Raw genomic sequence first — 13,847 nt, 5'->3', positions numbered from 1 at the left:
ACCCGGCGCATATAAGTGCCGGGTTTTGTTTGTATAGTTGTTACTATTACTTTTACACAATACCATATCACATTTTTAAGTGTGTTTTGGGCGTTACCCTTCGGGTCGGGCTTTTCGCTGCAAGTCCTCATAAAGCTACGTTTCACTGCGCTTTATTCCGGGCTTTCCGCTGCAATCCCTAACGCAGGGGCAATAAGTACAATTGTAAAACAAAATAGAACTATGCAGTTTCAGCAATGGATTAGTCAGCCCTGGCCCTGGTATATTTCCGGACCATTAATAGGCTTAATGGTGCCTGTATTATTATTGTTGGGTAATAAACATTTTGGCATTTCTTCTTCTTTAAGGCATATATGTGCAGCTTGTTTGCCGGCTAAAATTCCCTTTTTTCAATACAACTGGAAAAAAGAAATATGGAACCTGGTGTTTGTAACAGGTGTTTTTTTAGGTGGCTTTATTGCTGCTACCTGGTTAAATAATGCGCAACCTGTGGCAATAAATCCTGCACTGGCAAAAGAATTAAGCGGTTATGGTATCACCAATTACAGCAATCTAACGCCGGTTGATATTTTTAACTGGGCCAACCTGTTTACCATAAAGGGTTTTATTATTATGGTTATGGGTGGTTTTATGGTGGGTTTTGGCACCCGTTATGCTGGCGGCTGCACATCCGGCCATGCAATTATGGGGTTAAGCAACCTGCAACTATCCTCACTTATTGCCACTATTTGCTTTATGGCGGGTGGCTTTGTTATGGCTAATTATATTCTTCCATTTATTCTAACATTATAATATGTCTTCTATAAAAACAAGCACTACCACCGAACAAAATACAGATTTTGAAGTACGTTCATTAGACACCATGTGTATTAACGATTCGGCACTGCAACATCCATGGTGGTATAATATTAAATACCTTATTGCCGGTATATTATTTGGTATCTTACTGGTAAAAGCCGAGGTAGTTTCCTGGTTTCGAATACAGGAGATGTTTAGGTTGCAAAGCTTTCATATGTATGGGGTAATTGGGTCGGCGGTAATGGTGGGCGCCATTTCTGTATATATTATTAAACGCTTTAAAATAAAAACCATCCATGGCGAAGCCATTGATTTAACGGGTAAAAAATTTAATAAAGGGCAAATATATGGTGGCCTTATTTTTGGTTTTGGATGGGCTTTAACCGGTGCCTGCCCGGGCCCATTGTTTGCTTTAATTGGTAATGGAGCAACTGTTGTAATTGTTGTGTTGTTAAGTTCCATTGCCGGTACATGGGTATATGGTTTGGTAAGAGATAAATTACCGCATTAAATATATCAGGATAATATAAAATATACTACGCAATATTTCAGTTGCCACAAAGGAGGAACCCTGAAGTGTGCGACGCAAGTAAAGTTGCTTTATTGCTTAAAAGTTGGGCCCATAAAAAAAGACCTGGTAGCAGGTCTTTTAATTTTTTTAAAACAGTCCATATAATGTGGCATCTATTTTTGAGATAATTTCTCCAAGGTCTTCATCTTTTTCCGGGAAATTATTTTTGTCTACATCTATAATCAGCAATGGGCCTTCTTTATATCCTTCTATAAATTTATTGTACAGCTCATTTAGTTTTTTAATATAGTCAAGCCTTATATTTTCTTCATATTCGCGGCCACGTTTTTGAATTTGCCCTACCAGGGTTGGCACAGATGCTTTTAAATATATCAATAAATCCGGCGGCTGCACCATTGATTGCAGGGTTTGAAAAAAATGATAATAATTATCAAAATCCCTTTTGCTCATTAGCCCCATATCGTGCAGATTTGGTGCAAAAATATTGGCGTCTTCGTAAATGGTTCTGTCCTGTATAATGGTTTCGGTACCTCGTTGTATTTCCAGTAATTGGTTAAGCCTACTGTTTAAAAAGTAGATCTGCAGATTAAAACTCCAGCGGGGCATATCCTCATAAAAATCCATCAGGTAGGGGTTATGGTCAACATCCTCAAACTGGGGTATCCATTTATAATGTTTACTTAGTAGTTCTGTTAAGGTTGTTTTACCTGCTCCTATATTTCCTGCAACGGCTATATGCTTGGGTTTCTTTGACTTGGCCATATTAATTCTGCGGTTTTCTATTTTTTTTTTGAAGTTAAGTTTTTACCACTTCAAATTGGATTTTAAATGCAAGAAATATTTAAGCAATACTATTGTTTAAATATAATTAACGCCCACTGCCTTTCTAACTTCCAGTAGGGTAGCGGCTGCACTGGCCCTGGCTTTTTCGGCACCCGCTTTTATAATACCCGATAAATAGGCATGATCGTTTTGAATAGCAAAAGCTTTATCCCTTATTGGAGCCATAAATTGTACCATATCTTCGGCCAATTGCTTTTTCATATCGCCATAACGAATGACGCAGTTGTTAAAATCGGCTTCAAATTTTTCTATAACCTGTTTTTCGCTTACCAAATGCATCAGGCCAAACAGGTTTTCAATATAATCAGGCTTTTCAGCATTGGGGGTGGTGGGGCCACTATCGGTTTTGGCCTTCATAATTTTTTTACGAATCAGGTCATTATCATCAGCCAGGTAAAGCGTGTTCATATGGTTTTCGCTCTTACTCATTTTGCCATTACCATCCAGGCTCATTATTTTAATAAGATCGTTTCCATAATTAAATGCCTGTGGAATGGGGAAAACCTCACCATAGCGATGGTTAAAACGTTCGGCAAAATTGCGGCACATTTCCAGGTGCTGTTCCTGATCTTTACCCACCGGTACTTTAAGGGCACGATGTATTAGAATATCGGCACTTTGTAAAACAGGGTAAGTAAGCAATCCGGCATTTACATTTTCTGGGTTGGCCCTAACTTTATCTTTGAAAGTGGTGGTTTTTTCTAATTCCCCCTTATAAGCCATCATGTTCAGATACAGGTATAATTCTGCAATTTCGGGCACATCGCTTTGAATAAACAATACGCATTTTTCCGGGTCAAGACCGCTGGCTATTAGCTCAGACAAAAGCCTGAGTACATTATGTTTAAGCTCTTTTGTATCGGGGTGGGTTGTAAGGCTATGCCAGTCCACCACACAAAAATAACAGTCAAACTCGTGCTGCATTTGCACCCAATTATTCACGGCACCGAAATAATTACCCAGGTGTAAAAAACCGGTAGGCCTTATGCCACTTAAAACAACCTCTTTCTTCATAAGTGGGCGAAGATAAAATAATGCAGGGTGATTGAGGATGAGATTGCTTATTTTTTTTGAGCCGGGCTGTAGTATTGCTATTTAGCACCGCTTGCGTCGCACACTGCATCGTTTGGAACAGGTTTGGGCTTTTGGATATATAGAATTATTATACTCTTGCTGCCTTCTTGTTGGTGTACAAGAGTGCGACGCAAGTAGAGCACCTGCTTAGGATTGGCCTGGCCCAAAAACATTAAATTGCTGGTAAAACAGCCTGTAAAAAGGTACTAACGCATCATGCCATCAACACTTATTTTACCCGGACCACAAAACAATAAGGTAATAAATGCAGTAAGGTAAATGATAGATAGCTCCATTTCGCCCCATGGACTGTTTTTGTAGTAGGAGAAAATGGCTACACATAAAAATATGATAAGGGGAATACAGGCTAAGCGCGTAAACAAACCCAATATGATAAACAGGCTGCAAAAAACCTCAGCAAAAATGGCCAGGATTAAGGAAAACCTGGAACCTATGCCCATAAAATTGTAAAATTTGGCTTGCATGGTTGAAAAGTTCATCAGCATATCCATACCATGTTTTAGCAACATCAATAAGCCAAAACTTAACCTTAATAACAGCATTGAAAAATTAAATGCACCGTTGCTGTAATGTATAGACAATATTTTTTTCATAGAAAATGTATTAAAGATGGCCTTTTATTGGAATTATGTGCAAGCTATTGTTTATAACCGGCTTTTATTGTTTGCAAAATATAATTTTTATAGATGTAAATGTTTTGTTAGTAAAAGAAAAATAGGGCCATTTTTTGTTTATCCACAAATGGTGGAACAGTCTTTGCTTTGCTACCCAAGCATGTTACCTTTAGCCCGCTTTTGCGTTTTATTAAGAATAGGAAAAAAATATTTAAGTAATTAATACGTTCAACAAACTATGAATTTATACTTGAAGAAAATAAGCATACTCAGCCTTCTTGCTTTGTCGGCCTTTTTTTCGCAGGCGCAGTACACAAAAGCAAATGATGATCCTGATGCCGATTTTAAACTGGCAAAAGAATTATACCAGAAAGAACAGTTTAGTTTGGCCTACCCATTATTTAAGCAATTGTATGTGAACAATAAATACAATAGCAGTATACCCATTACTATACAGTCTGAGGCCCGCTATTATTCAATAGTTTGCGGTTTAACCTTAAAAGATGCTACAGCTGAGCAGGATGCCTTAGAGTATGTAGCATTAGAACATAACGAGCCAAGGGTAGAAATGATGAGTTACCACCTGGGTGAATATTATTATTCCAAAAAGAATTTTACTGATGCGGCTACCTATTATGAGCAAACTGCTTTTGACAACCTGAGTAACAGCGAAATTGCCAACATGAAATTTCATCAGGGCTATGCATATTTTACCATGCAAAGGTTAAATGAAGCTAAACCATTATTTGATGCCATACGCCAAATTCCTACAGATCCCAATTATACAGATGCCAACTATTATTATGGTTTTATAGCTTTTGGTGAAAAGCGGTATACAGATGCATTAAATGCATTTAAATTAACCCAGGATAAACCTGCTTATAAAGGAATTGTACCCTATTATATCACTGAAATTTATTATTACAGTGGCGAGAAGGATAAAGCACTTGAATATGGCGAAGCTGCTTTGCAAAAGGGTGGTCAGTTTTATGACCTGCAATTAAGGCAAATTATAGGGCATATTTATTTTGAAAAGAAAAATTTTGCCAAAGCACTTCCCTTCATTGAAGCATTTGTTACCAATACAGAGAAGGTAAACAGGGAGGATTTGTACGAATTATCTTACTGTTATTATCAGGCAAAACAATATACAAAGGCGGTTGCGGGGTTTAAAGAATTGGGTGGCAAGCAGGATTCGCTGGCCCAAAACAGCATGTACCTGCTGGCCGATGCCTACCTTGAATTGGGGCAAAAGCCAAGTGCCAGAAGCGCATTTTTATTTTGCGCATTGAACGTAAGTAATAGCGCACAAAAAGAAATTTCCAGGTTTAATTATGGTAAACTTTCCTATGAATTAGGGTTTACCGATATTGCCTTAACTGAATTGAAGGATTTTATTGCTGTATATCCAAAATCGGTATATAACAGCGAAGCAAAAGATTTATTGGTAAACGTACTGGCCAATACAAATAATTATAAGGAAGCTTTAGATATGGTGGGTAAAATGCCTGCCAAAACAGAGACTGTAAAAAGGGTATATCCCAAAATATTATACGGGCATGCGGTTGAATTAATAAACGATCAACAAATAGCGGAAGCGGATGATTTATTGAATCAGATTTTTACGGCAGATTATAATGCGGCTCAATTACCCTATACTAATTTTTGGAAGGGGGAAATAGCTTTCCGGAATAATGAGTTTGATTCTGCCATTTATTATTTGGGTAACTATATGCGTAACCCGGCAAATTACGGAGAGGTAAATATTACTAATGCTCGATATACGCTGGGTTATAGTGCATTGAGACAGGAAGATTATGTAAATGCCTTGAAGTATTTTGAGCAAATTTCTACCAGCATAACCACAAATGCAAAGCCTGTAGAATTGGATGCTTATACAAAGAGTGCCGATTGCTATTTTATGCAAAAGAAATTTAGTAAGGCATTACAGATGTATGATAACATTATAAACAATAATCTGGCTCAGGCAGATTATGCTTTATATCAAAAAGCTATTATTGCGGGTGCTGGAAGTAAATACACAGAGAAGATTAGTTTGCTTCAATCAATTAGTGCCAGATTCCCTAATTCTGTAATGGTGCCAGATGCTAATATGGAAGTGGCCAATACTTATCTGGCAAATGAGCAATATGAGGCCGCAGTAACACCATTGAATGCTGTATTAAAAAATAAAAATGCGGTTGCTTTACAACCACAGGCATTCTTAAAATTGGGTATTGCTTATTTTAATCAGAATAATAATACAGAAGCATTAAATAATTTCAAAAAACTAATCTCTGGCTATCCAAATTCTGCCGAAAGTGATGATGCCGTTGATTATGTGAGAAACATTTTTGTTGAAAGCCAGCGCACAGCAGAGTTTGTAAGTTTTATGCGACAAAATGGCAAAGATGTAAGTTATTCTGAAGAAGATTCTTTAACCTATGTAGGGGCCAATATAGCCTATGCTTCAAAGGCATATGATAATGCCATCACGGGTTTATCGGGTTATTTAAAACAATTCCCTTCTGGTAAATATGCGGTGGATGCCAATTACCAATTGGCTGAAATTTATAACAACAGAAAAGACTTTGCAAAGGCATTTGGCTACTACGCTACTGTTGCAGAAAAAGCACCCAATAAATATGCAGAATCGGGTGTTTTGCAGGCTGCCAGGATTGCCTATTTTGAACAAAAAGATTATAATAAAGCTGAGCAATATTTTAACCAGCTAAAAGTGTTGGCTGTAAGCGCCGAAAATAAACTGGAAGCCATGCGGGGTTTATTGCGTTGCCAGTTTAAACTGGCACAGTGGACAGAAGGTGTGGCTAATGCAAAAGATCTTTTGCAACAAAAAGGGATAGCAACCGATGATAAGATGATGGCCAATATGGTTATTGCAAAAAACAGTCAGAATAATAGTGAACTGTTTGAAGCAATGGCTGCATATAAAACCGTAATAGATTTGGGTAAATCGGAATATGGTGCAGAAGCCAGATACAGAATTGCCGAAATACTATTGCAGCAAAACCGTTTTCCTGAGGCGGAAAAGGCCGGATTTGATGTAATAAATAAAGCAGGTTCATACGATTATTGGATTACCAAAGCCTATATTTTATTGGGAGATGTATATTTTAAACAGGCTGATTATTTTAATGCAGAAGCCACTTTGAAAAGTGTGGTAGATAATGCATCGTCACCCGATTTACAAAAAGAGGCTCAACAAAAACTGGCAATGGTACAGGATGAAAAATTGAAGAATAGTAAAGTGAGTCAGTAAATCTTTTTACCCCTTGGTATTGCATTAATATCCAGGACTAAGAGATAAAGCAAGATAGCAAAACAGGTTTTAAACAATATTGCATAGCCCTGATTAAATATCTGGGAAAATTAGCAATAACGAAATATTACAGCATGAAACGACTTATTATCATAATGGTTTTACTGGTACTGGTAGCTAATGTTTTTGCACAGCAAAAGAAGTCAAAGAAAAAGGCAGCCAAAGCTAAAACAGAAACAGCCGTGGTTAAAAAAGATACCCTGCCACAGCGTACTGTTACGGTTACCTCTGCTTTTCAACCTAATTTAAAAACAACTGCTAAAGTTAACTTTAGTGCAGCTACACCTTCTCCTGATACTGCCAGTCCAAAGCTGGTGTATAACGTGCCTGCACAAAACATTACTTTCAGTTATCTGTCACCGGCATTAAAGCCTTTGGCCGAAAACATTGATACAGGAATTCATTGGCAAAACAGGAGCTTTATAAAAGCGGGCTATGGTAATTATACCACTCCCTATCTGCAAATTGGTGCTTCTATGGGTGATGGAATCAGGTCTGTAGTAAACATTAAGGGGCGTTATACTTCCTCTAAAAGCAGCGTTCCATTTCAGCAGTTTAGTAAAATGAATATTGATGGTACCGGCATTTTTAATAGTTCCAATAATAAAAGCGAATGGACGGCAAACGTACTGTATGATAATAATACCCAGTACCAATATGGATTTTTGCCCGATACGCTTGTATTTACCAAAGATGACTTAAGGCAACGGTTTACCACTTTCGGCGGTAGCATTGCCTTACGCAATAAGCAACAAAACCCTGCTGGTATTAATTATAATCCGGCCATTACACTCAATAATTTTAGTGATAACCATGGTAGCACAGAAAGTAATTTAATTATAAGTGCGCCCATGTCTAAAACCTTTGGTAAAATTTTCGCATTCAATCTTGGTCTAACGGCTGACATTACAACTTACAAAAGTGATAGTGCAGGTACAGTAAATAATAATTTATATAGTTTAACACCTGCCTTGCAATTTAAAACGCCTAACGTTAAAGTAATTGCAGGCGTTTCGCCAACCTGGGATAATGAGGTGCTTTCATTTTTGCCAAACATCACAGCAGAAGCAAAAATTAAAAACGATAAATTCATACTGGTGGCTGGCTGGGTTGGCCGCTTTAATAAAACCAATTATCAATACCTCGCCTCTTTAAATCCCTGGTTACAACAACCTAAATTTTTATTAAATACCAGGATAAAAGAACAATATGCAGGGTTTAAAGGTTCCGCAGGCAAGCATGTTACTTATAATGCAAAAGTTAGTTATCTGCAGTTTAGCAATCAGCCGTTGTTTGTAAATGATACCATTACCGGCAAATCGTTTCAGGTGGTTAACGAGGCGCAAATGAATGCACTCAGGGTGCATGGCGAAATTGGTTATACCCTCCAGGAAAAATTGTCTTTGCTGGCTGGTGTTACTTTTAACCAGTATAGTAGTTTGCAGGATAATGAAAAAGCATGGGGACTATTACCTATTGAATTAAATGGCTCACTTAAATGGCAGGTTGTAAAAGATTTTCTGGTTAAAAGTGATATTTATTTTTGGGATGGTGCCCAATACCGCAATAAAAGTTTAGGCAGCCAAAAATTAAAACCTGCAGCAGATTTAAATGTGGGGGTAGAGTTCACCATTCTACCTAATCTTAATGGTTGGGTACAAATGAACAATCTGCTTAACAACAAATACCAGCGCTGGAACCAATATGAGGCACTTGGCTTTAACGTATTGGCAGGTGTGGTTTTTTCATTTGGTGATATAAAAACTAAAATAGCCCAGCTTAAATAGGCTAAAGTTTTTTGTAGCCAGGCAAAAGCACTTTTCTGTATCGTTCCTTGCGTCGCACACTTGTACCACATATCTTTGGGCGGCAAATACAATTGATATACCTGATTAAAAATTTGTAATTTTCAGGGTAACTGTTACAATACACACATGCATCAATATTGTCTTTCATATCTTTCCCTGTATAAAAACCTGGTATTGCCGGGTTTGGGGTCATTTACAGTAGAACATAAACCGGCATCGCTGCAATTTGCGGATAAAACGATAGATGCACCCTCCAAAGCCATTGCGTTTGTACCTTCCAATTCATTGTACGACTCTGGTTTGGTAAGATATATAGCTTCCTGCACAGGGCTAACCATTGATGAAATTACTGAGCAGTTTTCTGCTTTTATAAACGATATGCAGGCGCAACTAAACAGCGGACTTGTATTTGTGCTGCATGGCATTGGTTCCTTATCCAAACAAAATGAAGTAGTTCAATTTAAACCATTGGCTGCATCCGGTTTGTTTTTTGCACCAATGGCTGCTCAAAAAGTAATCAGGCAAAATGCCATTCACCAGGTTAGGGTAGGCGAGGAGGACAAAACCTCGGCCGAAATGCATACCCAGCTAGGCATTGTAAGCGATACAGCATTAACTGAGGATGGATTAACAGATGATGATGCTCCCCCAAAAGAAAAATGGCTGCAACATGCGCTTATACTGGCCGCTATTGGCATAGCAATTATAGCCTTATATTTTTTTACCAGATAGTTGTATTTGCTGCCAGTTTTGTTGCCGTACAAGAGTGCGACGCAAGAATGCCTCATGCTTAGGCGTACCTCTGGCCAATACTTTAATTACTGCACTTTTAATTGTTTGTAAGCCGGTATACCGGGTATCTTAAATGCGCCGGCTCGTAATAAGGGGAATGTGTATATACAAAATACAACTGTGCATCAGCCGATGCGGCAAATGTTTTATCCGCTTGTTTCTTTTCCTCCAGCTGTTGTTTTATTTCGGGATGTTGTTCTAAAAAAGATGCAGCTACATCTTCCCACCTATAATTACTGTAGCCTTCTTTTTGTTGTAATACGGCATCAAAGAAATTCCATCTAAAAAAACTGTCATCACTTAAAGGTTCCAGCACTTCCATTAAATAGGCATCTCCAGGCTGACCAGTATAAACCAGCAAATCGCCTTTTAAAAAATGAATGCTATCTTTTTTGGTGCTTAATTGAATATCATAGTTGGGATGATGTTTTTCGTAGGGTTTTGAGTAAGATTTATAGTTGTCGATATGGTAATATTCTACCAGAATAGTTGTGTCTTTTTTCAGCGTTTGCATCGCAATGCCATTAAGCCTAAGCAAGTCAAGCGCCTTATGCCAGCCTTTTGGAATAATATAGGCCTTTGGCTTGTTAACCATAACTGTGGGTTGAAAATAGTCGTATAACCGCACTGGTAATTCAAAAGGTTTTTCGTGATTATAAAATAATCGTTTAAAACCCGTAACGGCACTAATGGCCGAATCGGCTGCGTACCCTTTAAATTTGATGATATCAAATTTGGAGGTATCTGCTTTCCAGTTATACCCAAAACTTTGTTGCCGCATTACTTCGCTTATGGCCGTTTTACGGTTTGTAATTATATCGTTTGCATACAAAGAGGTTTTTTCTAAAAAGGTGGTTAATAAGGCATAGGTACTTTTAACCCTGTCGGCAAATGGCTTTAGCATATGCGTTTCGGGCATAAAAGCCATGGTTTGAAATAAGGCCGCATAGCCGCTGCTATAACGCGGAGGATCGTAAAAAGCTTCCCAGCCTTTGCCGGGGTTACCTTCTTCAAAATTTACATAGGGGCACATTGGCCAGTTTTTGGCATCCATCCCTGCAAAAAGGGCAGGTTCAAAAGTATTATGCAAAAAACTGCCAATAGCACCACCTAATTTATTATGCTGAGTGGTTAGCAGGGTCATGGTATGCTGGTAATCTGCACCATCACTTACATGATTGTCAACCAAAATATCCGGATTCATCCAATGAAAAATTCGGGCAAAAGCAACAGCTTCTTTGGTATCTGATTTAATAAAATCCCTGTTCAGGTCAAGGTTTTGTGAATTACCCCTAAAGCCATACAATTCAGGCCCTTGCTGGTTTACCCTTGAAAAAGGGCTACGGTTTAAACTGCCACCAATATTGTAAACGGGTATTATACCTATTACTACATTGTCGGGTGCTTTTATAGTTCCATTGGTTAGGTCTCGCAGTAATAACATGCTGGCATCAATACCATCGGGTTCCCCGGGATGGATGCCATTGTTTATTAAAATTACCACCTTGTTTTGGTTATGCCATTGTACTGGATTGAATTGCCCGTTTTTGCTAAAAAGCACTAAATGCAGCGGTTCGCCGGCATCAGTGGCATCGAATAATTTTATTTGAACTGTAGGATAAAGCGCATCTAAATCCTTATAAAATTTGATGCATTCAAAGTAGTCACTGCTTTGTTTTCCGTTACTTTTTTCAAAGGTGATCGCGTTTTTCTGGGAAAAACAGGTAATAGAAAAAAGAAGAATAATGTTAAACAAAATTTTTTTCATAAATTGTCCTATCAATTTTAGATGAAGATAATGGAAAACAACTACAGGATATTAATTGCAGAAGACGAACCCAAACTTAGTCAGGTTATTCAGGAAGAGCTGATACGTCAGGGCTATCAGGCCGATGTAGCTTATGATGGCGCAGTTGCAGAAAAATTATTTAGCCAGCATCCATATTCAATAGTATTGCTGGATATCAATCTACCCTATAAAAACGGGCTTGCTTTGTGCAAGGAATTTCGGCAGCAAAATAGTAAAGTGCCTATTATCATGTTAACCGCTTTGGGTGAATTACAGGATAAGGTAGATGCTTTTTCGCTTGGTGCGGATGACTATATTGTAAAGCCATTTCACTTTGATGAACTTTTTGCCAGGATTAAAGTGTTTTTGAAAAGAGCAGAATCCGGCACTATAGAAACTGATAAAATTGTGGTGGCTGATTTGGTAATTGACATGAATAACAAAACGGTTACCCGTAATGAAAAGAATATAAACCTTACCGCTAAAGAGTTTGCCTTACTGGTACTGCTTTCCCGTAACAAAGGAAAAGTAATACCCAAACAGGAAATTATGCAAAAGGTATGGGACCTGAGTTTCGATACAGGAACCAATACCATTGAAGTATATATCAGTTTTCTGCGCAATAAAATTGATAAACCTTATGAAACCAAACTTATTCATACAAAACCCGGATTTGGTTATTATGTAAGGGAGGCCCCGCTGTCATGAGTGTTAGGTTAAGGTTTGTTTTAACGCTTACTTTGGTGGTATCTTTAATCCTCCTTAGTTCATTTTTTATCATATACACTTTATATGCCCATTCCCGGGAGCAAGACTTTAATAAAAGGCTTTGGGCGCATGCATATAGCGAGTATATGCACTATTTTTCTATTGAAGAATCTGATAGTGCAATAGAAGCCAAGCTAAAAAACTTCTTACCAGGTGAGCCTATCAATTACCAGTTTTTTATTGTTAGCCCTTCTTTTCAATTAATCAGGCCAAAACCTACTGAAACCAAGGTAAAAATTGATACCAGTCTACTTATTAAAATAAAGGAGAAAAAAATGTACTCATTTACCAGAGGTGTAAATGAGGGTGTTGGCCTGTATTTAAATAAGCAGGGACAAGAATATTTTGTTATTGCAACTGCTTATGATAAATATGGCTTGTCCAGACTTAATACACTTAAGTTTATCATGATTTTTGTTGCATTGGGTAGTATTTTAACTATTGGCTTATTCGCATTCTTTTATGTAATTATAATATCCCGACCACTGGTAAACCTTAGTGCCCAAATGCGCCGTATTACCGAAACCAATCTTAAGCAAAGGGTAAATGTGGGTAAGGGTAATATTAAGAATAATGAAATTGTACAAATTGCCTCCAATTTTAATGATATGCTCGACAGATTGGAGCGGGCATTTCAAATACAGAAGAATTTTGTACACCACGCTTCCCATGAGTTGCGTACGCCATTGGCTACTATGATGGCCCAAACCGAATCTGCTTTAAGAAGAGATCAAACTGCAGAAGAATATAAAAAAGTACTGGAATCTTTAAAGGAAGATCAGCAGGAAATGATAGATCTGGCCAATTCACTATTGTTATTATCCCAATACGAAACAGTAAGGTACTCGCCAGATTGGCCATTGGTGCGTATAGACGAACTGGTGTACGATTCAATTGCAGCTGTTCAAAAAACATTGCCCGATTTAAACGCCAATTTCGATTTTATCAATGCCCCGGATAATGAAGATTATCTGGCTATAAATGGCAACGAAACCTTGCTAAAATCGGCCTTTAGAAATTTAATAAAAAATGCCTATAAATATTCTGCCAGTAAAGAAGTGCGGATAGCGCTGGAAACCCATGCCCATCGTATACATATACATTTTGATAATGATGGGCCCGTAATGAAACCAAAAGAAACACCCCATTTATTCCTGCCATTTTTCAGGGGCGAGAATTCACAAAAACAAAAAGGTTTTGGTTTGGGTTTGCCTATTGTAAAACGCATTATTGAGTTACACCGCGGCATTATTGAGTATCATGCTTTAGACGAAAATACCAACCGTTTTTCCATTATGTTTATACGACCATAATATATAGCTGCCACAGGGCTGGAACCCTGAACCGAGCGTGGCAAGAGCAGCTGCATCTTAATCTATAGCCGGCTACATAAAAATCTAGTAGCATAATTGGGCGTTACCCTAACGGGTCGGGCTTTGCGCTGGAAGTCCTCGCTGCGCTGCGGGCT

Annotated in this window: 11 protein-coding genes; 7 read left to right on the top strand and 4 right to left on the bottom strand. The window is 38.0% G+C overall.

What is annotated here, in order from left to right; genetic code table 11:
• Positions 1-15: 15 nt before the first annotated feature.
• Both GD597_RS03400 and GD597_RS03395 read left to right on the top strand, forming a co-directional pair.
• Entirely contained in the window at positions 16-792 is a 777-nt protein-coding gene (locus GD597_RS03400) for a YeeE/YedE family protein (RefSeq protein WP_317170279.1), read from the top strand.
• 1 nt (position 793) lies between these two features.
• The gene (locus GD597_RS03395; protein WP_171606404.1) at positions 794-1,309 is read left to right on the top strand and encodes a YeeE/YedE family protein; all 516 of its coding nucleotides are present in this window, start codon (positions 794-796) and stop codon (positions 1,307-1,309) included.
• Between the two features lie 147 nt (positions 1,310-1,456).
• Here GD597_RS03395 and GD597_RS03390 read toward each other — a convergent pair whose 3' ends face one another.
• The 3 genes from GD597_RS03390 to GD597_RS03380 all read right to left on the bottom strand — a co-directional run bounded on the left by GD597_RS03390 (position 1,457) and on the right by GD597_RS03380 (position 3,861).
• Entirely contained in the window at positions 1,457-2,092 is a 636-nt protein-coding gene (locus GD597_RS03390) for a deoxynucleoside kinase (RefSeq protein ID WP_171606403.1), read from the bottom strand.
• Between the two features lie 96 nt (positions 2,093-2,188).
• Complete coding sequence (gene trpS / locus GD597_RS03385) at positions 2,189-3,187, bottom strand: tryptophan--tRNA ligase (RefSeq protein WP_171606402.1); 999 nt, start codon at positions 3,185-3,187, stop codon at positions 2,189-2,191.
• Positions 3,188-3,453: 266 nt separating this feature from the next.
• Positions 3,454-3,861, bottom strand: coding sequence for a DoxX family protein (locus GD597_RS03380; protein ID WP_171606401.1), 408 nt, complete (start codon positions 3,859-3,861; stop codon positions 3,454-3,456).
• 259 nt (positions 3,862-4,120) lie between these two features.
• Here GD597_RS03380 and GD597_RS03375 point away from each other — a divergent pair, with 259 nt between their 5' ends.
• The 3 genes from GD597_RS03375 to GD597_RS03365 all read left to right on the top strand — a co-directional run bounded on the left by GD597_RS03375 (position 4,121) and on the right by GD597_RS03365 (position 9,762).
• Positions 4,121-7,162 carry a tetratricopeptide repeat protein gene (locus GD597_RS03375; RefSeq protein ID WP_171606400.1) on the top strand — a complete coding sequence of 1,014 codons (3,042 nt, stop codon included), beginning with the start codon at positions 4,121-4,123 and terminating at the stop codon, positions 7,160-7,162.
• A 134-nt stretch (positions 7,163-7,296) separates the two neighbouring features.
• A complete protein-coding gene (locus GD597_RS03370) occupies positions 7,297-9,009 on the top strand; it encodes a TonB-dependent receptor (RefSeq protein WP_171606399.1) in 1,713 nt (570 codons plus the stop codon).
• A 147-nt stretch (positions 9,010-9,156) separates the two neighbouring features.
• Positions 9,157-9,762 carry a hypothetical protein gene (locus GD597_RS03365; protein ID WP_171606398.1) on the top strand — a complete coding sequence of 202 codons (606 nt, stop codon included), beginning with the start codon at positions 9,157-9,159 and terminating at the stop codon, positions 9,760-9,762.
• A 97-nt stretch (positions 9,763-9,859) separates the two neighbouring features.
• On the opposite strand, the gene GD597_RS03360 is transcribed toward GD597_RS03365, so the two are convergent.
• Entirely contained in the window at positions 9,860-11,590 is a 1,731-nt protein-coding gene (locus GD597_RS03360; protein ID WP_171606397.1) for a M14 family metallopeptidase, read from the bottom strand.
• A gap of 30 nt (positions 11,591-11,620) precedes the next feature.
• On the opposite strand from GD597_RS03360, the gene GD597_RS03355 reads away from it, so the two are divergent.
• On the top strand, positions 11,621-12,319 hold the full coding sequence (locus GD597_RS03355; RefSeq protein ID WP_171606396.1) for a response regulator transcription factor: 699 nt from the start codon (positions 11,621-11,623) through the stop codon (positions 12,317-12,319).
• Positions 12,316-13,692, top strand: coding sequence for a HAMP domain-containing sensor histidine kinase (locus tag GD597_RS03350; protein ID WP_171606395.1), 1,377 nt, complete (start codon positions 12,316-12,318; stop codon positions 13,690-13,692). Before GD597_RS03355 ends, GD597_RS03350 begins: the two co-directional genes overlap by 4 nt.
• Positions 13,693-13,847: the final 155 nt, after the last annotated feature.

The organism is Limnovirga soli (assembly GCF_013106755.1).
GTDB lineage: Bacteria > Bacteroidota > Bacteroidia > Chitinophagales > Chitinophagaceae > Limnovirga > Limnovirga soli.
Note: the sequence above shows the minus strand (reverse complement) of the source record. Positions and strands in the feature narration are given on the sequence as shown.

What these genes read in the sequence shown, in the direction of transcription:
- GD597_RS03390 (WP_171606403.1), bottom strand. Translation starts at nt 2,092, where the DNA reads ATGGCCAAGTCAAAGAAACCCAAGCATATAGCCGTTGCAGGAAATATA.
- GD597_RS03370 (WP_171606399.1), top strand. Translation starts at nt 7,297, where the DNA reads ATGAAACGACTTATTATCATAATGGTTTTACTGGTACTGGTAGCTAAT.
- GD597_RS03395 (WP_171606404.1), top strand. Translation starts at nt 794, where the DNA reads ATGTCTTCTATAAAAACAAGCACTACCACCGAACAAAATACAGATTTT.
- GD597_RS03380 (WP_171606401.1), bottom strand. Translation starts at nt 3,861, where the DNA reads ATGAAAAAAATATTGTCTATACATTACAGCAACGGTGCATTTAATTTT.
- GD597_RS03365 (WP_171606398.1), top strand. Translation starts at nt 9,157, where the DNA reads ATGCATCAATATTGTCTTTCATATCTTTCCCTGTATAAAAACCTGGTA.
- GD597_RS03350 (WP_171606395.1), top strand. Translation starts at nt 12,316, where the DNA reads ATGAGTGTTAGGTTAAGGTTTGTTTTAACGCTTACTTTGGTGGTATCT.
- GD597_RS03360 (WP_171606397.1), bottom strand. Translation starts at nt 11,590, where the DNA reads ATGAAAAAAATTTTGTTTAACATTATTCTTCTTTTTTCTATTACCTGT.
- GD597_RS03355 (WP_171606396.1), top strand. Translation starts at nt 11,621, where the DNA reads ATGGAAAACAACTACAGGATATTAATTGCAGAAGACGAACCCAAACTT.
- trpS (WP_171606402.1), bottom strand. Translation starts at nt 3,187, where the DNA reads ATGAAGAAAGAGGTTGTTTTAAGTGGCATAAGGCCTACCGGTTTTTTA.
- GD597_RS03375 (WP_171606400.1), top strand. Translation starts at nt 4,121, where the DNA reads ATGAATTTATACTTGAAGAAAATAAGCATACTCAGCCTTCTTGCTTTG.